Source organism: Streptomyces sp. CC224B (assembly GCF_030010595.1).
Taxonomy (GTDB): Bacteria; Actinomycetota; Actinomycetes; order Streptomycetales; family Streptomycetaceae; genus Streptomyces; species Streptomyces longispororuber.
In genome coordinates this window covers 41,832-60,742 of record NZ_JASCXL010000039.1, presented here as the reverse complement: position 1 = coordinate 60,742, position 18,911 = coordinate 41,832, and the positions used below count along the sequence as shown (strand labels likewise).

The following is an 18,911-nucleotide window of genomic DNA, read 5'->3' as shown; positions in this document are numbered from 1 at the left end:
TGGGCAGAAACTGGGTACACTGTACTCTCCATTGGGTACGGTGTACTCAGCAGGGCTCGGCAGGGACGTGACGAGGGGGAGTGGACGGTGGCGGAGCGATGAGCGGAGACGGCGGACGGGGCGTGCCGGGGGACCGGGAGGCCCGGGGCGACCTGGGTGGCCTGAGTGCCCTGGGCGATCGGGGTGAGTACGCGGTGCTGGCCCGCGGTCTGACGAAGCGGTACGGCGGCCGTGCGGGTGCGGGTGCGGACGCGGATGCGGCGCGGGGAGCGGCCGGCGGGGCCGGGGCGGACGGCGGGGCCGGTGGCGGCCGGAAGGGCGGGAAGCCCGGCAAGGCCGTCAAGTACGCCCTGGACGGCTTCGACCTGACCGTCGCGCACGGCACGGTCCACGGCCTCCTGGGGCCGAACGGCGCGGGCAAGACCACGGCCGTGCGCATCCTGGCGACGCTGGTGCGGCCCGACGGCGGCCACGCCTCCGTCGGCGGCGCCGACGTCGTCCGCGAACCGGCCCTGGTGCGCGGCCGCATCGGCCTCACCGGCCAGTACGCGGCCGTGGACGAGATCCTCACCGGCCGGCAGAACCTGGAGATGTTCGGCCGCCTGTTCCACCTCGGCGCCCGCCGCGCCGCCCGCCGCGCGGCCGAACTCCTGGAGCAGTTCGACCTGGAGGCCGCCGCCGACAACGGCGCCGGGCAGTACAGCGGCGGCATGCGGCGCCGCCTCGACCTGGCCGCGTCGATGATCCTCGCGCCGCCCGTGCTGTTCCTCGACGAGCCGACCACCGGCCTGGACCCGCGCAGCCGCAGCGAGGTCTGGGACTCCGTACGGAACCTGGTCGCTGCCGGAACGAGCGTTCTCCTCACCACCCAGTACTTGGAGGAGGCCGACAAGCTCGCCTCCCGGATCACCGTCATCGACCAGGGCCGCGCCATCGCCGACGACACCCCCGACGGCCTCAAGGCCACCGTCGGCGGCAGCCACCTGGAGGTCGTCGTCAGCGACGCCGCCGACCTGCCCGCCGCCGTCAAGGCCGTGGCCCGCGTGGCCGACGGCGAACCGGAGACGGCCGACGCCGAGCGGCGCGTACGGGCGGCGGTCACCGACCGCGTCGGCGCCCTGGCCGACGTCGCCCGCACCCTGCGGGACGAGGGCGTCGCCGTCGACGACGTGGGGCTCAGGCGGCCGAGCCTGGACGACGTGTTCCTGAGACTGACGGGCGGCAGGGCCCCGGCGGCCGGCGGCCCCGGAGACGAGGAGGCGGCATGAGCGACGTACTGACCGGGGGCGCCCCGCGGTCCGGCCCGGCCCCGGACACGGACACGGGACCCGCGCACGGCCGGGCCTACTGGGCCCTCGCCGACACCCTGAACATCGCCCGGCGCCATCTGACCCACTTCCAACGCCAGCCGGTGCTGATCGCCTGGCAGCTCGGCTTCCCCATCATCAGCGTGCTGCTGTACGGGTTCGTCTTCGGCGAGGCGATGAAGGTGCCCGGCGGGAAGGGCGACTACAAGGACTTCCTGATGCCCGGCATGTTCGTGATGACGATGGCCTTCGGCTTCATGAACACCGCGATGGGCGTGGTCACCGACGCGCAGAAGGGCGTCATCGACCGCTTCCGGTCCATGCCGATGGCGCCCTCCGCCGTCGCGGCCGGGCGCGGCGCCGCCGACCTCGTGGTGGCCTGCGCCGAGCTGACGATCCTCGCGCTCACCGCCGTGGCCATCGGCTGGCGCCCCGACAACGGCGCCGGCAACGCCCTGACGGCCTTCGCCCTGCTGCTGCTCCTGCGCTTCAGCCTGATCTGGGTCGGCGTCTGGCTCGGCCTCGTCGTGCCGACACCGGAGGCCGCGGGCGGGCTGTACGCGGTCGCCTTCCCGCTCACCATGATCTCCAGCGTGTTCGTGGCGCCGTCGCTGATGCCCGACTGGCTCGCGCCCGTCGCCGCCTGGAACCCGGTGTCGTCCACGGGGACGGCTGCCCGTGAGCTGTTCGGCAACCCGGGCGCGGGCGGCGCCAGTTGGGTCGAGCAGCACGCCGGGCTCATGGCCGTGGTGTGGCCCCTGGTGGTGACGGCGGTGTTCCTGCCGCTCGCGGTCCGCAGGTTCCAGGCGCTGAGCCGGTGACGGGCCTGGAGCTGGGCCTCGCGGTGGTGCGGGCGGTGCTGGCCCTGGCGGAGTACGTGCGCTGACCTCCGCAGCACGAGGGCCCGGCACCCACGGGGGGTGTGCCGGGCCCTTCGTCATGTCGTCGCGTCGTCGCGTCGTCGCGTCGTCGCGTCGACATGGGGGCGGGGGAGGCGTGGCGCGTGCTCTCCCCCGGCGCCGCCGCGGTTACGGCTTCTCGGTGTTACAGCTCGCCGATCACGTAGTCCACGCAGCGGGTCAGCGCCTCGACGTCGGCCGGGTCGATCGCCGGGAACATCGCGACGCGGAGCTGGTTGCGGCCCAGCTTGCGGTAGGGCTCGGTGTCCACGATGCCGTTGGCGCGCAGCGCCTTCGCGACCGCCGCCGCGTCGACCTCCTCGGCGAAGTCGATCGTGCCGATGACCTGCGAGCGCTTGGCCGGGTCCTGGACGAACGGCGTCGCGTACTTCGACTCCTCGGCCCAGCCGTACAGCGTCCGCGCCGAGGTCGCCGTACGGCGCACCGACCAGTCGAGGCCGCCCTGGCCGTTGAGCCAGTCCAACTGCTCGCCGAGCAGGAACAGGGTGGCGAGCGCGGGGGTGTTGTACGTCTGGTTCTTGCGCGAGTTGTCGATCGCCGTGGGCAGGCTGAAGAACTCGGGCACGTGGCGGCCGCTCGCGTGCACCCGCTCGGCCCGCTCGATCGCCGCCGGGGAGAACACGCCGATCCACAGCCCGCCGTCCGACGCGAACGACTTCTGCGGGGCGAAGTAGTACACGTCGGTCTCAGCGATGTCGACCGGCAGGCCGCCCGCGCCCGACGTGGCGTCCACCAGGACCAGCGCGCCCTCGTCGGCGCCCGCCACCCGCTTGATGGGGGCGGCGACGCCGGTGGAGGTCTCGTTGTGGGTGAACGCGTAGACGTCCACGCCCTGTTCGGCGGCGGGCTCCGGGTGGGTGCCCGGGTCGGAGCTGATGACCGTCGGCTCCGCCAGCCACGGGGCCAGCTTGGCCGCCTTCGCGAACTTCGAGGAGAACTCGCCGAAGGCGAGGTGCTGCGACTTGTCCTCGATCAGGCCGTGGGTCGCGACGTCCCAGAACGCGGTGGAGCCGCCGTTGCCCAGGATCACCTCGTAGCCGTCCGGGAGCTGGAACAGCTCGCGCACGCCCTCGCGCACGCGGCCCACCAGGTTCTTCACCGGGGCCTGGCGGTGGGACGTGCCGAGCAGGGACGTACCGGTGGCGGCCAGTGCGTCCAGGGCCTCCGTCCGCACCTTGGAGGGGCCCGCGCCGAAGCGTCCGTCGGTGGGCTTGATGTCTGCGGGAATCTGGATCTCAGCCACGGGGGGAGCCTAGCTGTCTTACGGAGCCGGGGCAGGGCCCCGTCCATCCCCCGAGACACCCGGGGCCCGGGTCGTGCCCTCTCTCCCACCCGCCCACCCGTTCCGCCCCGGCTGCGCCCGCTGGGCTCCGACGCGGAGCGCTGCCGCGCCGTTGTCGTCGAGTCCTTTCCCACCCGCCCACCCGTGCTGCCTCGGCTGCGCCTGCCAGGCCCCGGCGCCAGCGCTTTCCCGCCGTTGTCGTCGTGTTTTCCCACCCGCCCACCCGTTCCGCCCTGGCTGCGTCTGCCCGGCATCCGGTCACGCCGGTCCGCCCGGCGGAGTCCTTCACTCCCCGCGCCGCAGCGGTTCCGGGGTGCGGCCCCGGGTCTGGGGAGCAGCCGTGTGGGGGCTGTTGGGCGGGGTGAGGCGTGGGGCAGGCTCTGCGCATGGACTCCGGTGCTGAGGTGGTGCGGGCGCTGCGGCGCGAGGTGCGGGGGCGGGTGGACGCCGGGGCCGGGGCGCGGGCCCTGGTGACCATGGACGCCTCCAACTACCGCCGCGTGCCCCTGGCCGTGGTCGCCCCGCGCGACGCGGCCGACGTCACCGCCGCCCTGGCCGTCTGCCGGGACCACGGCACGCCCGTGGTGCCCCGCGGCGCGGGCACCTCCATCGCCGGTCAGGCGACCGGCACCGGCGTGGTGCTCGACTTCACCGCCCACATGAACGGGATCGCCGAGCTGGACCCGGCCACCCGCACGGCCCGCGTCCAGCCCGGCCTCGTCCTCGACACGCTCCGCGCCGCCGCCGCCCCGCACGGCCTCACCTTCGGCCCCGACCCCTCCACGCACAGCCGCTGCACCCTCGGCGGCATGATCGGCAACAACTCCTGCGGCTCCCACTCGGTCGCCTGGGGCACGACCGCCGACAACGTGTGCGCGCTGACCGTCGTACGCCCGGGAGGAGACGGGCCCGTCCCGCTCACCCCCGGCACCTGGGACGGGGCCCCCGCCGGGCTCCAGCCCCTCGTCGACGGCGCCCTCGCCCGCCTCCGCACCGGCTTCCCCGACCTGCCTCGCCGCATCTCCGGCTACGCCCTCGACGCCCTGCTCCCCGAGCGCGGCCCGGACCTGCCCCGCCTGCTCTGCGGCAGCGAAGGCACCCTCGCCGTCGTCACCGAGGCCACGGTCCGCCTCGTCGAGGCGCCCCGCGCCCGCGCGCTCGCCGTCCTCGGGTACGCCGACGAGTCCGCGGCGGCCGAGGCGGCCGTCGGCCTCCTCCCGTACCGGCCGCTGACGGTCGAGGGCATGGCCGCCGACCTCGTACGCGACGCGGAGGGCCTCCCCGAGGGCGGTGCCTGGCTGTTCGTGGAGACGGGCGGCGCGGCCCCCGCCGAGGCGCGGGCGCGGGCGGAGGCGATCGCGCGGGCCGCCGACTGCGTGGCCGCGGTCGTCGTCACCGACCCCGCCGCGCAGCGCGCCCTGTGGCGGGTGCGCGAGGACGCCGCGGGCACCGCGACCCGGATGCCGGACGGCACCGAGGCCTGGCCCGGCTGGGAGGACTGCGCGGTGCCGCCCGCCCGCCTGGGCGCGTACCTGCGGGAGTTCCGCGCGCTGCTCGCCGCGCACGGCCTGCGCGGCACCCCGTACGGGCACTTCGGCGACGGCTGCATCCACGTCCGCATCGACTTCGACCTGCTCACACCCCCGGGCGTGGCCCGCTTCCGCCGCTTCTCCGAGGAACTCGCCGACCTGGTCGTGGCGCACGGCGGCTCCCTCTCCGGCGAGCACGGCGACGGGCAGGCGCGCGCGGAGCTGCTGCCGAGGATGTACGGGCCGGAGCTGGTGGACCTCTTCGCCCGCGTCAAGGACCTCTGGGACCCCTCCGGCACCCTCAACCCCGGCATGCTCGTCCGCCCCGACCCCCTCGACGCGAACCTCCGCTTCGCCGTCCTGCCGCGCGAGCCCGTCGACGTCGCCTTCGGCTACCCCGGCGACGGCGGCGACTTCACCGCCGCCGTCCGCCGCTGCGTCGGCGTCGCCAAGTGCCGTACGGCCACCGCGGGCGCGGGCGGCGGCGTCATGTGCCCGTCCTTCCGCGCGACCGGCGAGGAGCGGCACTCCACGCGCGGCCGTGCCCGCCTCCTGCACGAGATGCTGGCCGGGGAGGTGGTCACCGGCGGCTGGCGCGCCCCGGAGGTACGGGACGCGCTCGACCTGTGCCTGTCCTGCAAGGGCTGCCGCTCCGACTGCCCGGTGGGCGTCGACATGGCCACGTACAAGGCGGAGTTCCTGCACCACCACTACGCGGGCCGGGTGCGGCCCGCCGCCCACTACGCGATGGGCCGGCTGCCCCGCTGGCTGCGCGCGGTCGCCGCGCTGCGCGCCGCGCGCCTGGTCAACGCCCTGGCCGCGCTGCCCCCGCTCGCCGCCCTGGCCAAGCGCGCCGGCGGCGTCGAGCCCCGCCGCCCGCTGCCCCGCCTGGCGCCCCGCACGCTGCGCCGGTGGTGGCGCGCACGCCCCGGCCCCCGCGTATCCGGCGCGGGCCGCACGGTCGTGCTGTGGCCCGACACCTTCACCGACCACCTCTCACCCTCGGTGGGGCGGGCCGCCGTCCGGGTCCTGGAGGCGGCGGGGCTGACCGTCCGCCTGCCGCCGGAGGGGGTGTGCTGCGGGCTGACGTACGTCTCGACGGGGCAGTTGGACCAGGCTCGCGCCGTGCAGCGGCGCACGCTCGCCCGCATGCGGCCCCTCCTGGAGGCGGGTGTGCCCGTCGTCGTCCTGGAGCCGAGCTGCGCGGCGGCGCTCAAGGCCGACCTGGTGGACCTCGTCGGCGCGGCCGACCCCGCCGCGCGCGCCCTCGCCGACTCCGTCCGCACCTTCGCGCAGGCCCTGGAGGAGTACGCGCCCACGTGGAAGCCCCCGCGCCTTGACCGCCGCGTCGTCGGCCAGACCCACTGCCACCAGCACGCGGTCCTGGGCGACGCGGCGGAGCGCCGCCTGCGCGAGAAGGCGGGCCTGACCGGCGGCCTCAGCGGCGGCTGCTGCGGCCTCGCGGGCAACTTCGGCTTCGAGAAGGGCCACTGGGAGGTGTCGACGGCCTGCGCGGAGGAGCACCTCCTGCCGTCGGTACGCGAGGCCCCACCGGGTACGGCGGTCCTCGCGGACGGCTTCTCCTGCCGTACGCAGCTCGACCACCTGGCGGGGGTCCGCGGGCGCCACCTGGCGGAGCTGCTGGCGGAGGGGCTGGACGAGGGCGGGGCCAGGGGGTGAGGTCGATGTGGCGGTGGTTCGCCCAGCGGTCGGAAGTGACGAGAGGCCGCCCCCCGGCCGCCGGCTCCCACGAGTTCGACGGCCCCGGCGCAGTGCATTACATTGGACGGTAGAGTTCAGGAAGATGACCTAAGGGGCGGGCTGCCGCGCGCGGTGGCGGCGGAAAGGCGTGGCATGAACATCTCGGACGCGCAGCAGGCGGCGGGACGCGGCGGCGGAGCGCCGGGACCGCGGGCCGCCGCGGAGGCCCCCGCCACGGTCGGGCAGCCCGAGGTGGCCGGGGCCGCGCAGGAGGCGGGGCCGGGCGCGCCGGCCGGGGGCGCCGAAGCGGGGCCGGGCGCAGGCCCCGGAGGGCGCCACGCGGCGCTGGCGCCCGTGGGGCTCGTGCTCGCGGGCTGCGTCTCCGTGCAGTTCGGCGGGGCCCTCGCCGTGAACCTGATGCCGCGCACGGGCGCGCTCGGCGTGGTCACGCTGCGGCTGCTGTTCGCCGCCGTGATCCTGCTCGCCGTCTGCCGCCCCCGGCTGCGCGGCCACTCGCGCGCCGACTGGGGCACGGTCGTCGCCTTCGGCGTCACCCTGGCCGCCATGAACGGCCTCTTCTACCAGGCCGTCGCCCGCATTCCCCTCGGGCCCGCCGTCACCCTGGAGGTCCTGGGCCCGCTGGCCCTGTCCGTGCTGGCCTCCCGCCGCCTGGTGAACGTGGTCTGGGCGGGCCTCGCCCTCTGCGGCGTCTTCCTGCTCGGCGGCGGTGGGGGCTTCGGCGGCCTCGACCTCGCCGGTGTCGCCTTCGCGCTCGGCGCGGGCGCCATGTGGGCGGTGTACATCGTCTTCAGCGCCCGCACCGGCCGCCGCTTCCCGCAGGCCGACGGGCTCGCGCTCGCCATGGCCGTCGGGGCCGTGGTGATGCTGCCGTTCGGCATCGTCGAGTCCGGCGCGAAGCTCACCGTGCCCAGCACGCTCGGCCTCGCCGCGGCCGTCGCCGTGATGTCGTCCGTGCTGCCCTACACCCTCGAACTCCTCGCCCTGCGCCGCCTGCCCGCCTCCACCTTCGCGGTCATGATGAGCCTGGAACCGGCCATCGCCGCGTTCGCCGGCTTCCTCGTCCTGGACCAGGGCCTGACCGTCCTGGAACTGCTGGCCATCACCCTGGTCATCGCGGCGAGCATGGGCGCGGTGCGGACGCAGGTGGGGCGCGGCAAGGCGAAGACGGCGGCCTGAGGCCGGGCCTGCCTACGCGGCACGGGATGAAACAACGGGAGAGAACGGCCTCTTGAGCAGGTGGGATGGCTGTACGCCTCCGGGGGGGGGGTTAGGGCCAGGGCTCGTCGGGGTTGTCCAGGCGGAGTCGGTGCCCCAGTACGTCGCGGGCGGTGGTCAGCAGGGAGCGGTTGTGGCTGAAGGCGTAGCTGCGCAGGCGGATGAGGGCTTGGGCGCAGCTGATGTGCATTTGGGCGGAGAGCATCCCGGTGGCCTGGTGGACCTCGGCGAAGTGCAGGCCGGGCTCGTCCAGGAGTCGGGCCTCCGGGGGGTCGGTCCAGGCGGCCTGGCTGATGATGGCCTGGGCGAGGGTGTCGGTGAGGCCGAAGGCGTCGGCCAGTTCGTCGGGGCTGAGCGGGCCGGGCCGGGTGCGGTGGCCGGTGAGGGCGCCGAGGGCGATGACCCCGATGCGCAGCGGGAACGCGAAGACGGCACCGACCCCGAGCTCCTCGATGGCGCCTGGCAGGCCGGGCCAGCGGGTGGGGGCGAAGGCGGTGGGATCGGACAGGTTCGGCAGCAGCATCAGCATCCCGTACTCGGCCGCGTCCAGGCTGGGTCCCTGGCCCTGGGTGCGCTGCAGATCTTCCAGGGCCGTGGTGTGCTCGCCGAAGGACTGCACCAGCTCCGCGCTGCTGTCACGAGGGCGCAGCAGCAGTGCCAGGCCGTCAAGGCCCAGCTCCCGGGCACATCCCTCAAGCGGCACCCGGCTCAGCCCGGGGCCGGGATCCGCGGCGATAGCCCGCAGGTAGGACACCATCACCCGCTCCAGCACCATTCTTCACCCCCCTTGCAGCGTGTCCGGCGCCACGAGGCGCACCGGCCCGGGCCGTGCAGCGCCTCACTGCCCGGAGTCCAGCAAGGAGGGATCCGCGGTGCCGTGCAGGACCTGGCGGGCGATTTCGGTGAACCGGGTCCGGTGAGCGCGGGCGTGCCCGCGCATCAGTGTGAAGGCTTCCTCGACGTCGACGTGGCGGCGGTGGGCGAGGAAGCCCTTGGCTTGTTCGATGATGACCCGGCTGTCCAGCGCGGCCTGCAGCTGCGCGTTCACGGTCATGTGCTCACTCACCGCCCGCTGTTGAAGGACGCCGATGGTGGCGGTATCGGCCAGCGCCTGGCCCAGCCGCAGCTGGCCGGCAGGCAGCGGGCCGGGCTCGTCGCGGAACAGGTTCAGCGCGCCGATCACCTGTTCATGCAGCCTGAGCGGGGCCGCCACCACCGAGGTGAACCCCAACTCCACGGCCGCCGGGGCAAAGCGCGGCCACCGGGCCTGCACGGCGGGAGCCTGCAGGGACCCGGCGGTGACCTGGGCACGGGAGTGGAAGCAGTCCCGGCACGGGCCCTCGTCCCACTCGAGGCTGGCCAGCTCCAGCTTGCGGGTCCGTTCGTCCGAGGCGGCCGCGTCCACCAGCTGGCCCTGCGGGGTGGCCAGCAGCACCCCGGCCGCCGTCACGTCCAGCAGATCCACGCAGTGCTCGGTCAGTGAGTGCAGGAAGTTGATGACGTCGAAGTCCTGCACCAACGTGTCGGCGAGGTCGACGAACGCCAACGCCAGCCGGTCCTCATGCGATGGATCAGACATGCCCCGCGCCACCCCCAAGGGCCCAGGAGACGCCCGTTGGGAGGCATCCCACCTGCTTCAGTCTCCACCCCGGGCGGCAAAGAGGCGAGCCTGCCCGTCCGGTGCACACCAGCGACCGAGAGCGTCCGAAGTCGACTGCTTGGGTGTACGGACGTGTTCATAAACGCAGTAACAAGCGGACCCCGCCGGGCCCACGTCTGCCGCCCACGGGAAGGGCCGCCCGGCACCAGCGTTTCCGCGGGCCTGCTGGGACGAAGGCACCGGTGGTGGAGCAGGCCCCCCGGTGCCGCCGCATGAGCAGGATGCCGCTTCACCACAGTTCTCGCGCGCAGGAGCAGGAGCCGGCGGCGCAATTCGCCACGCAGGCCACCGGTCACCGGCGCTACCGCCGGAGCTTCGGCGACTACGCGGTCCTGCGGCCCGGCGCGGAGCGCGTTCGGTAGCCCCGGGGCGGCGGTCAGGTGCCGGGGGCCAGGGGCGCGCCCGTCAGGCCGTTGCGGACCAGGGTCAGCAACTCCTCGTCGGCGAGGCCCAGTTCGCGGGCCTGCGCGACGAGGCGCTGCACCGCCTCGGTGAGCCGGGCCTGGTCCGCCGCGCGGGGAGCCGTGGTGATCACCGCGCCCCGGCCGCGGCGCAGCTCGATGAGGCCCTCGTCGCGCAGGCGCTGGTAGCCGCGGAGGACCGTGTGCACGTTGACGCCCAGCGACGCGGCCACCTCGCGGGCGGGCGGCAGCCGCTCGCCGGGGGCCGCGGTGCCGTCGGCGACGGCCCCCCGTACGCAGGCGGCGATCTGCTCGCCCAGCGGCACGGGCGAGCCGGGAAGGACCCGGAACAGCATCGCTACCCGCGCTCCCCGGTCCCTCGGGCCACCAGGCCGTTGAGCAGCGCGGCCGCGGTGGTCGCGTCGTCGACGGTGACCACGTACGCGCGCCCGGCCTTCGTGCGGACCGAGAGCGCCTCGCCCGAACGCAGCACGAAACCGCGGCGGTTGGAGCGGATGCGGTAGCCCCAGCCGCCGAAGTCGCCGAGGGCGTGCACCTGGACGCTGTCGGCTCCGGTGACGGTGTCGAGCGGCAGGATCAGCCGGGGCCGGGGCAGCACCGTCGAGGCGACGGTGACGCCGCGCCGGTCGACGGTGACCCTGACAGCGGCGAAGGCGGCGCAGAGAAGCCCGACGGCCAGCAGCGGCAGCCCGGTCGGCCACGAGGCGGACGCCAGGGCGTACAGCGCGCCGAGGGTGACGGCTGCCGCGACGAGCAGCATCGGGCGGGAGACCGCGGTGCGGCTCCAGGCCGCCGCCTCGCCCTCGGCCAGGCGCAGGGAGGGGCCCGGTGGCGGGGGCGCCGGGCGCGGCCCGGGGCCGATGAGCCACCAGGCCGAGGCCCCGGTGGCGACGCCCAGGAGGAGGGACGCGACCGCGTGGCGCAAGGGGAGTTCGACGGTGGCCGGGTCGGGGACGTCCGAGTTGGCGAGGACGGTGACGACCGACAGATAGCCGAGTGTGACGGCCGAGCCGACGCCGAGCGCCGCGGTCACCCGGAAGCCCGACGTGTCCCGCGTGGCCACGGTCAGCACGGTGAACAGCAGTCCGAGGCCGACGAGCAGGCCGGTGGCGAACCACAGCGCGGCGGTGCGGCCCATGAATCCGTCGGCCGTGCCGTCCCCGGAGAAGTGGGTGGCGATCCGCCCGGGCAGCCGGTCGCGGTGCGCCACGAAGACCCCGACGTAGGCCGCCGTGGCGACGGCGAACGGCACGGCGGTCACGGCTCCCCGGCGGACACCGGGCACGGCACCCCGGGGGGCGGGGGCATCGGCCATCTGACGTCCCTCCCTGGTTGTTCGTTCGCGACTTGTTCGCATTGGAGTAGAACAACATCAGCATACGTGGCCGACACACCGATCGGCCGTCCATTAAGTAAGCAAGCATGCTTGCTTGTTTCTGGCGGTGCTGCCATGCTCCCAGGGCACACCGCCGTCCCCGAGGGGAGCGCACGTGTCCGACGCCCGCGCCGACCGCGCCCTGCTGACCGGCGTACTCGACGATCTGCGCGACGAGAGCGACGAACTGGACCGGCTGGTCCGGGACTTGACAGACGAGCAGTGGGCCCTGCCCACCCCCGCGCCCGGCTGGACCCTCGCCCATCAGGTCGCGCACCTCGCCTGGACCGACGAGGCCGCCCTGCTCGCGGCGACCGACCCCGCGGCGTTCGCCGCGCGGGCCGCCGCCGCGGTGGAGAAGCCGGACGGCTTCGTCGACGACGGGGCCCGCGAGGGCGCCGCGCTGCCGCCCGCCGCGCTGCTCGCGCGCTGGCGGGAAGGGCGCGACGCGCTCCAGCGGGTGCTGCGCGCCGCGCCCGCCAAGGCGCGCTTCCCCTGGTACGGGCCGCCGATGTCGCCCGCGTCCGTCGCCTCCGCGCGGCTCATGGAGACCTGGGCGCACGGGCAGGACGTCGCCGACACCCTCGGCGTCCGCCGTGCCCCGACCGCCCGGCTGCGGCACGTCGCCCGGATCGGCGTACGGGCGCGGGACTACGCCTACGCGGTGCGGGGGCTGAGCGCGCCCAGGGAGGAGTTCCGCGTCGAACTGGCCGCGCCGGACGGGGCGTTGTGGACCTATGGTCCCGAGGGCGCGGCCCAGCGCGTCACCGGGCCCGCGCTCGACTTCTGCCTCCTGGTCACCCAGCGCGCCCACCGCGCCGACCTGGCCGTGCGCGCCGAGGGCCCGGACGCCGACCGGTGGCTGGACATCGCCCAGGCGTTCGCGGGGCCACCGGGGGCGGGGCGGGAGCCGAAGGGGGCGGGCCGGTGAGGGGCGGCCAGGGGACGGGCGGCGCGGGCGAAGCCGCGCTGCACGCGCCGCCCCCGGCGGAGCCCCTGCGCATAGGCAACGCCTCCGGCTTCTACGGCGACCGCTTCGACGCCGTCCGCGAGATGCTCACCGGCGGCCCCCTCGACGTCCTCACCGGCGACTACCTCGCCGAACTGACCCTGCTCATCCTCGGCCGCGACCGCCTGAAGGACCCCGCGCGCGGCTACGCCAAGACCTTCCTCCAGCAGATGGAGGAGTGCCTGGGCGAGGCCCACGACCGGGGCGTACGGATCGTCACCAACGCGGGCGGCCTCAACCCGGCCGGGCTCGCCGACGCCCTGCGCGCCCTCGCCGGCCGCCTCGGCCTGCCCACCCGCGTGGCACACGTCGAGGGCGACGACCTCGGGGACCGCTTCCCCGGCGCGCTCACCGCCCACGCCTACCTCGGCGGCCACGGCATCACCGCGGCCCTGCGCGCCGGGGCCGACGTCGTCGTCACCGGGCGGGTCACCGACGCGGCCCTGGTCACCGGGCCCGCCGCCGCCCACTTCGGCTGGGCCCCGGACGCGTACGACGCGCTCGCGGGCGCCGTCGTCGCCGGGCACGTCCTGGAGTGCGGCACCCAGGCGACCGGCGGCAACTACGCCTTCTTCGCCGAGCACGGCCCCGCCGCGCTGCTCCGCCCCGGCTTCCCGCTCGCCGAGGTCCACGCCGACGGCTCCTGCGTGATCACCAAGCACGACGGCACGGGCGGCCTCGTGGACGTCGGCACGGTCACCGCGCAGCTCCTGTACGAGACGGCGGGCGCGCGCTACGCCGGGCCGGACGTCACCGCCCGCCTCGACACCGTGCGGCTGCGGCAGGACGGCCCCGACCGCGTGCGCGTCGAGGGCGTCCGCGGGGAGCCGCCGCCCCCGGCGCTCAAGGTGGGCCTCACCCGCCTCGGCGGCCACCGCAACGAGGTCGTGTTCGTCCTCACCGGCCTGGACGTCGAGGCGAAGGCCGACCTGGTCCGCGCCCAGGTCGAGGACGCGTTCGGCCGCGCCGGGTCCCGCCCCGCCGAGGTGCGCTGGGAGCTGGCCCGCACCGACCACCGCGACGCGGCCACCGAGGAGACCGCGAGCGCGCTGCTGCGGCTCGTGGTGCGCGACCCGGACCCGGACGCGGTGGGCCGGGCCCTGAGCGGCGCCGCGGTGGAGCTGGCGCTCGGCAGCTACCCCGGCTTCCACGTCACGGCGCCGCCCGGCAAGGGCACACCGTACGGGGTGTTCGAGGCGGCGTACGTGGACGCGGAGTCCGTACGGCAGGTCGTCGTGCTGCCCGACGGGCGGCGCGTGGACGTGCCCGCCCCGAGGGACACCCAGAAGCTCACGGAGGCCGAACCGCCCCCGCTGCCCGAGCCGTTGGCCTACGACGGGCCCACCCGGCGCGTTCCGCTGGGGTACGTGGCCGGCGCCCGCAGCGGCGACAAGGGCGGGGACGCGAACGTCGGCGTGTGGGCGCGCACGGACGACGCGTGGCGGTGGCTGGCGCACCACCTGACCGTGGACCGGTTCCAGGAGCTGATCCCCGAGAGCCGCCCGTTGAAGGCCGTCCGGCACGTGCTGCCCCATCTGCGCGCCCTGAACTTCACCGTCCACGGGCTGCTCGGCGACGGCGTCGCCTCCCGGGCCCGCTTCGACCCGCAGGCCAAGGGGCTCGCCGAATGGCTGCGGTCCCGCTCCACGGACATCCCGGAGGTGCTCCTATGACCGTGCTCGCGTCCGCGCTCGACACCGCGGGCCCCGAGTACGCCGCCCACCGCGCGGCCATGCTCGCCAAGCTGGCCGAGCTGGAGGCCGAGACGGCCAAGGCCCTTGAGGGCGGCGGCGAGAAGTACGTACGCCGGCACCGCGACCGCGGCAAGCTCCTCGCCCGCGAGCGGATCGAGCTGCTGCTCGACCCGGACACGCCGTTCCTGGAGCTGTCCCCGCTGGCCGCCTGGGGCAGCGACTACCCCGTGGGCGCGTCCATGGTGACCGGCATCGGCGTCGTCGAGGGCGTCGAGTGCCTGATCACCGCCAACGACCCGACCGTGCGCGGCGGCGCCAGCAACCCCTGGACGCTGAAGAAGGCCTTCCGCGCGCACGAGATCGGGTGCGCCAACCGGCTGCCGTCGATCCACCTCGTGGAGTCCGGCGGCGCCGACCTGCCCTCGCAGAAGGAGATCTTCATCCCGGGCGGGGCGCTGTTCAAGCACCTCACGCAGTCCTCGGCCGCGGGCATCCCCACCGTCGCCGTCGTCTTCGGCAACTCCACCGCGGGCGGCGCCTACGTCCCCGGCATGTGCGACCACGTCATCATGGTCAAGGAGCGCGCGAAGGTGTTCCTCGGCGGGCCGCCGCTGGTGAAGATGGCCACCGGCGAGGAGAGCGACGACGAGTCCCTCGGCGGCGCCGAGATGCACGCCCGCACCTCCGGCCTCGCCGACCACCTTGCCGAGGACGAGCACGACGCGCTGCGCCAGGCCCGCCGCGTCGTCGCCCGCCTCAACTGGCGCAAGGCGCACGCCGATCCGCCGCCCGCCGCACCGCCGGCGTACGACTCCGAGGAACTCCTCGGGATCGTCCCCGGCGACCTGCGCACCCCCTTCGACCCGCGCGAGGTCGTCGCGCGGATCGTGGACGGCTCCGACTTCGACGAGTTCAAGCCGCTGTACGGGACCTCGCTGGTCACCGGCTGGGCCCGGCTGCACGGCTATCCGGTCGGCATCCTCGCCAACGCCCAGGGCGTGCTGTTCTCCGCGGAGTCGCAGAAGGCCGCCCAGTTCATCCAGCTCGCCAACCAGCGCGACATCCCGCTGCTCTTCCTGCACAACACCACCGGCTACATGGTCGGCAAGGAGTACGAGCAGGGCGGCATCATCAAGCACGGCGCCATGATGATCAACGCCGTGTCCAACTCGCGCGTCCCGCACCTGTCCGTCCTCATGGGCGCCTCCTACGGCGCCGGGCACTACGGCATGTGCGGCCGCGCCTACGACCCCCGCTTCCTCTTCGCCTGGCCCAGCGCCAAGTCCGCCGTCATGGGCCCCCAGCAGCTCGCGGGCGTCCTGTCGATCGTGGCCCGGCAGTCGGCCGCCGCCAAGGGCCAGCCGTACGACGACGGGGCCGACGCCGCGCTGCGCGCCATGGTCGAGCAGCAGATCGAGGCGGAGTCGCTGCCGATGTTCCTGTCGGGGCGGCTGTACGACGACGGGGTCATCGACCCGCGCGACACCCGCACCGTCCTCGGCATCTGCCTGTCCGCCCTGCACACCGCCCCCTACGACGGCGCCCGCGGCGGCTTCGGCGTCTTCCGGATGTGAGGGGCGCGTCCCCGTGAGAGGTGAGAGGCGAGTCCCATGATCTCCAAGCTGCTCGTGGCCAACCGCGGCGAGATCGCCTGCCGCGTCTTCCGCACCTGCCGCCGCCTCGGCATCGCCACCGTCGCCGTGTACTCCGACGCCGACGCGGACGCCCTGCACGTCCGCGAGGCCGACGAGGCGGTACGGCTGCCCGGCGCGGCCCCGGCCGACACGTACCTGCGCGGCGACCTGGCCGTGGCCGCCGCGCGGGCGACCGGCGCCGACGCCGTCCACCCCGGCTACGGCTTCCTCTCCGAGAGCGCCGCTTTCGCGCGGGCCGTCGAGGACGCGGGCCTGGTCTGGATCGGGCCGCCCCCGGACGCGATCGGGGCGATGGCGTCCAAGACCCGCGCCAAGGAGCTGATGGGCCTCGCCCCGCTGGCCCCCGAGGACGTCACGGAGGCGGATCTGCCGGTCCTGGTGAAGGCGGCGGCCGGCGGAGGCGGGCGCGGCATGCGTGTCGTACGCGAACTGGGCGCGCTGCCCGGCGAGTTGGCGGCGGCCCGCGCCGAGGCCGCGAGCGCCTTCGGGGACGGCGAGGTGTTCGTCGAGCCCTACGTGGAGGGCGGGCGCCACGTCGAGGTGCAGCTCCTCGCGGACGCGCACGGCACCGTGTGGCCGCTGGGCACGCGCGACTGCTCGCTCCAGCGCCGCCACCAGAAGGTCGTCGAGGAGGCCCCGGCCCCGGGCCTCGCCGAGGACCTGGTGGAGCGGTTGTACGAGCTGGCGACCGGCGTGGCCCGCAGGGTCGGCTACCGGGGCGCGGGCACCGTGGAGTTCCTCGTCGCCGCCGACGGCACCCCGCACTTCCTGGAGATGAACACCCGCCTCCAGGTGGAGCACCCCGTGACCGAGGAGGTCTGCGGCGTCGACCTGGTGGCGCTCCAGCTCCGCGTCGCCGAGGGCCACCCCCTGGAGGGCCCGCACCCGCCCCGGCCCACCGGGCACGCCGTGGAGGCCCGCCTGTACGCCGAGGACCCGGCGGCCGGCTGGGCCCCGCAGACCGGGACCCTGCACCGCCTGGCCGTGCCGGACGGGGTGCGCCTGGACACCGGGTACGCGGACGGCGACACCGTCGGCGTGCACTACGACGCGATGCTCGCGAAGGTCGTCGCGTACGCCCCCACACGCGCGGAGGCGATCCGGGCGCTGGCGGGCGCCCTGGAGCGGACCACGGTGCACGGCCCGGTCACCAACCGCGACCTGCTCGTCCGCTCCCTGCGCCACCCGGAGTTCACCGCCGGGCGCATGGACACGTCCTTCTACGACCGGCACCTCGCCGAGCTGACCGCCGCCGACACCACCCCGTGGACGCGGTACGCCCCGCTGGCCGCCGCCCTCGCCGACGCCCGCGGCCGCTCCCGCTTCGGCGGCTGGCGCAACCTGCGCTCGCAGCCGCAGGTCAAGCGCTACCGGGGCGCCGCCGACGGCGTCGAGCACGAGGTGCGGTACGCGGCCACGCGCGACGGCTTCCAGGTGGAGGGCGTCCGCGTCCTCGACACCGCGCCCGACCGCGTGACGCTCGACGTGGACGGCGTCCGGCGCGTGTACCCCGTGCGCCGCTACGCCGGCACCGACCACGTCTACGTCGGCAACCTGGCCCTCGTCCCGCTGCCCCTGCTCCCCGAGCCGACCGCCCGCCAGGAACCCGGCTCCCTGCTCGCGCCCATGCCGGGCACGGTCCTGCGGGTCGCCGACGGGCTCACGGAGGGCGCCGCCGTCACCGCCGGGCAGCCGCTGATCTGGCTGGAGGCCATGAAGATGGAGCACCGCGTGACCGCCCCCGCCACCGGCACCCTCACCGCGCTGCACGCCGAACCGGGCCGCCAGGTCGAGGTGGGCGCGCTGCTCGCCGTCGTACAGGAGTCGGCCCCCACGCCCGGAGCGTCGACCGCACCCGCAACCCCAGCCCCATCCGGAGCCCCATCCGCCTCGCGGGAGGACATCTCAGCATGACCAGTGTGAGCACCGTCCTGGAGACCGAGGAACACACCGCGCTGCGCGCCGCCGTCGCCGCGCTGGGCCGCCGCTACGGCCGCGACTACCTGACCCGCGTCGTCCGCGAGGGCGCCCACCCCGACGCCCTGTGGGCGGACGCGGCGAAACTCGGCTACCTGGGCGTGAACCTCCCGGAGGAGTACGGCGGCGGAGGCGGCGGCATCGACGAACTCTCCCTCGTCCTGGAGGAGTTGGGCGCGGCGGGCTGCCCGCTGCTGATGATGGTGGTGTCCCCGGCGATCTGCGGCACGGTGATCGCCCGCTTCGGCACCGAGGAGCAGAAGCGGCGGTGGCTGCCGGGGCTCGCCGACGGCAGCCGCACCATGGCCTTCGGCATCACCGAGCCCGACGCGGGCTCCAACTCCCACCGCATCACCACCACGGCCCGCCGTGACCTGGCCACCGGCGACTGGCTCCTGACCGGCCGCAAGGTGTTCATCTCCGGCGTCGACATCGCCGACGCCACCCTCGTCGTCGGCCGTACGGAGGACGCGCGCACGGGCAGGCTGAAACCGTGCCTGTTCATCGTGGACCGGGACGCGCCCGGGTTCACCCGGCGCCCCATCGAGATGGAACTCAAGGCGGCCGAGAAGCAGTTCGAGCTGGTCCTCGACGACGTCCGGCTGCCCGCCGACGCGCTCGTCGGCGACGAGGACGCGGGCCTGCTCCAGCTCTTCGCGGGCCTGAACCCGGAGCGGATCATGACGGCCGCGTTCTCCCTCGGCATGGGCCGGTACGCCCTCGCGCGGGCCGTGGAGTACGCCAAGGAGCGCGCGGTGTGGAAGACCCCCATCGGCGCGCACCAGGCCATCGCGCACCCCCTCGCCCAGTGCCACGTCGACCTGGAGCTCGCGAGCCTGATGACCCGCAAGGCCGCCCGGCTGTACGACGCCGGGGACGACGTGGCGGCGGGCGAGGCCGCGAACATGGCGAAGCTGGCCGCGGCCGACGCCTGCGTGCGGGCCGTCGACCAGGCGGTGCACACCCTCGGCGGCAACGGCCTGACGGCGGAGTACGGCCTGGCCTCACTGATCGTGGCCTCCCGGGTGGCCCGGATCGCCCCGGTGAGCCGCGAGATGATCCTCAACTACGTCTCGCACCAGACGCTGGGCCTGCCGAAGTCGTACTGAACCGCCTCCGGGCCGTACGGAATCCTCTCGGAATC

15 protein-coding genes are annotated in these 18,911 nt (G+C 75.1%); 10 read left to right on the top strand and 5 right to left on the bottom strand.

The window, feature by feature from the left end; translation table 11 throughout:
• Positions 1–98 precede the first annotated feature (98 nt).
• The gene (locus tag QK440_RS17630) at positions 99–1,268 is read left to right on the top strand and encodes an ATP-binding cassette domain-containing protein (RefSeq protein ID WP_282794062.1); all 1,170 of its coding nucleotides are present in this window, start codon (positions 99–101) and stop codon (positions 1,266–1,268) included.
• Positions 1,265–2,128, top strand: a complete 864-nt coding sequence (locus QK440_RS17625) for an ABC transporter permease (RefSeq protein ID WP_282794061.1) — start codon at positions 1,265–1,267, stop codon at positions 2,126–2,128. The genes QK440_RS17630 and QK440_RS17625 overlap by 4 nt, the downstream gene beginning before the upstream one ends.
• Positions 2,129–2,351: 223 nt before the next feature.
• Here QK440_RS17625 and serC read toward each other — a convergent pair whose 3' ends face one another.
• On the bottom strand, positions 2,352–3,470 hold the full coding sequence (gene serC, locus QK440_RS17620) for a phosphoserine transaminase (protein ID WP_282794060.1): 1,119 nt from the start codon (positions 3,468–3,470) through the stop codon (positions 2,352–2,354).
• A gap of 425 nt (positions 3,471–3,895) precedes the next feature.
• Between serC and QK440_RS17615 the strand changes: the two genes are divergently transcribed.
• Together QK440_RS17615 and QK440_RS17610 are read left to right on the top strand one after the other, a co-directional pair.
• Positions 3,896–6,718, top strand: coding sequence for an FAD-binding and (Fe-S)-binding domain-containing protein (locus QK440_RS17615; RefSeq protein ID WP_282794059.1), 2,823 nt, complete (start codon positions 3,896–3,898; stop codon positions 6,716–6,718).
• 174 nt (positions 6,719–6,892) lie between these two features.
• Complete coding sequence (locus tag QK440_RS17610; protein WP_282794058.1) at positions 6,893–7,936, top strand: EamA family transporter; 1,044 nt, start codon at positions 6,893–6,895, stop codon at positions 7,934–7,936.
• Between the two features lie 91 nt (positions 7,937–8,027).
• On the opposite strand, the gene QK440_RS17605 is transcribed toward QK440_RS17610, so the two are convergent.
• Together QK440_RS17605 and QK440_RS17600 are read right to left on the bottom strand one after the other, a co-directional pair.
• Positions 8,028–8,750, bottom strand: coding sequence for an ANTAR domain-containing protein (locus QK440_RS17605; RefSeq protein ID WP_282794057.1), 723 nt, complete (start codon positions 8,748–8,750; stop codon positions 8,028–8,030).
• A gap of 63 nt (positions 8,751–8,813) precedes the next feature.
• Positions 8,814–9,554, bottom strand: a complete 741-nt coding sequence (locus QK440_RS17600) for a GAF and ANTAR domain-containing protein (RefSeq protein WP_282794056.1) — start codon at positions 9,552–9,554, stop codon at positions 8,814–8,816.
• 293 nt (positions 9,555–9,847) lie between these two features.
• Between QK440_RS17600 and QK440_RS17595 the strand changes: the two genes are divergently transcribed.
• A complete protein-coding gene (locus tag QK440_RS17595) occupies positions 9,848–9,997 on the top strand; it encodes a hypothetical protein (RefSeq protein WP_282794055.1) in 150 nt (49 codons plus the stop codon).
• A gap of 14 nt (positions 9,998–10,011) precedes the next feature.
• On the opposite strand, the gene QK440_RS17590 is transcribed toward QK440_RS17595, so the two are convergent.
• Together QK440_RS17590 and QK440_RS17585 are read right to left on the bottom strand one after the other, a co-directional pair.
• Positions 10,012–10,392: a GntR family transcriptional regulator gene (locus tag QK440_RS17590; protein WP_282794054.1), complete on the bottom strand. Its 381-nt coding sequence runs from the start codon at positions 10,390–10,392 to the stop codon at positions 10,012–10,014.
• 2 nt (positions 10,393–10,394) lie between these two features.
• Positions 10,395–11,372, bottom strand: a complete 978-nt coding sequence (locus QK440_RS17585) for a DUF1648 domain-containing protein (RefSeq protein WP_282794053.1) — start codon at positions 11,370–11,372, stop codon at positions 10,395–10,397.
• Positions 11,373–11,547: 175 nt separating this feature from the next.
• On the opposite strand from QK440_RS17585, the gene QK440_RS17580 reads away from it, so the two are divergent.
• The 5 genes from QK440_RS17580 to QK440_RS17560 are packed head-to-tail and all read left to right on the top strand — an operon-like array spanning position 11,548 to position 18,876.
• Entirely contained in the window at positions 11,548–12,363 is an 816-nt protein-coding gene (locus tag QK440_RS17580) for a TIGR03084 family metal-binding protein (protein WP_282794052.1), read from the top strand.
• Positions 12,364–12,401: 38 nt separating this feature from the next.
• Positions 12,402–14,114, top strand: a complete 1,713-nt coding sequence (locus QK440_RS17575) for an acyclic terpene utilization AtuA family protein (protein ID WP_282794082.1) — start codon at positions 12,402–12,404, stop codon at positions 14,112–14,114.
• The gene (locus tag QK440_RS17570) at positions 14,111–15,709 is read left to right on the top strand and encodes a carboxyl transferase domain-containing protein (RefSeq protein WP_282794051.1); all 1,599 of its coding nucleotides are present in this window, start codon (positions 14,111–14,113) and stop codon (positions 15,707–15,709) included. Before QK440_RS17575 ends, QK440_RS17570 begins: the two co-directional genes overlap by 4 nt.
• Positions 15,710–15,745: 36 nt before the next feature.
• Positions 15,746–17,704: a biotin carboxylase N-terminal domain-containing protein gene (locus QK440_RS17565; RefSeq protein WP_282794050.1), complete on the top strand. Its 1,959-nt coding sequence runs from the start codon at positions 15,746–15,748 to the stop codon at positions 17,702–17,704.
• Positions 17,705–17,709: 5 nt separating this feature from the next.
• Positions 17,710–18,876, top strand: a complete 1,167-nt coding sequence (locus QK440_RS17560) for an acyl-CoA dehydrogenase family protein (protein ID WP_282794081.1) — start codon at positions 17,710–17,712, stop codon at positions 18,874–18,876.
• The last annotated feature ends 35 nt before the right edge of the window (positions 18,877–18,911 follow it).

Excerpts from the sequence above, each read along its gene's own strand:
- QK440_RS17570 (WP_282794051.1), top strand. The coding sequence starts at position 14,111 with ATGACCGTGCTCGCGTCCGCGCTCGACACCGCGGGCCCCGAGTACGCC.
- QK440_RS17585 (WP_282794053.1), bottom strand. The coding sequence starts at position 11,372 with ATGGCCGATGCCCCCGCCCCCCGGGGTGCCGTGCCCGGTGTCCGCCGG.
- QK440_RS17565 (WP_282794050.1), top strand. The coding sequence starts at position 15,746 with ATGATCTCCAAGCTGCTCGTGGCCAACCGCGGCGAGATCGCCTGCCGC.
- QK440_RS17600 (WP_282794056.1), bottom strand. The coding sequence starts at position 9,554 with ATGTCTGATCCATCGCATGAGGACCGGCTGGCGTTGGCGTTCGTCGAC.
- QK440_RS17625 (WP_282794061.1), top strand. The coding sequence starts at position 1,265 with ATGAGCGACGTACTGACCGGGGGCGCCCCGCGGTCCGGCCCGGCCCCG.
- QK440_RS17630 (WP_282794062.1), top strand. The coding sequence starts at position 99 with ATGAGCGGAGACGGCGGACGGGGCGTGCCGGGGGACCGGGAGGCCCGG.
- QK440_RS17610 (WP_282794058.1), top strand. The coding sequence starts at position 6,893 with ATGAACATCTCGGACGCGCAGCAGGCGGCGGGACGCGGCGGCGGAGCG.
- QK440_RS17595 (WP_282794055.1), top strand. The coding sequence starts at position 9,848 with ATGAGCAGGATGCCGCTTCACCACAGTTCTCGCGCGCAGGAGCAGGAG.
- QK440_RS17615 (WP_282794059.1), top strand. The coding sequence starts at position 3,896 with ATGGACTCCGGTGCTGAGGTGGTGCGGGCGCTGCGGCGCGAGGTGCGG.
- QK440_RS17590 (WP_282794054.1), bottom strand. The coding sequence starts at position 10,392 with ATGCTGTTCCGGGTCCTTCCCGGCTCGCCCGTGCCGCTGGGCGAGCAG.
- QK440_RS17605 (WP_282794057.1), bottom strand. The coding sequence starts at position 8,750 with ATGGTGCTGGAGCGGGTGATGGTGTCCTACCTGCGGGCTATCGCCGCG.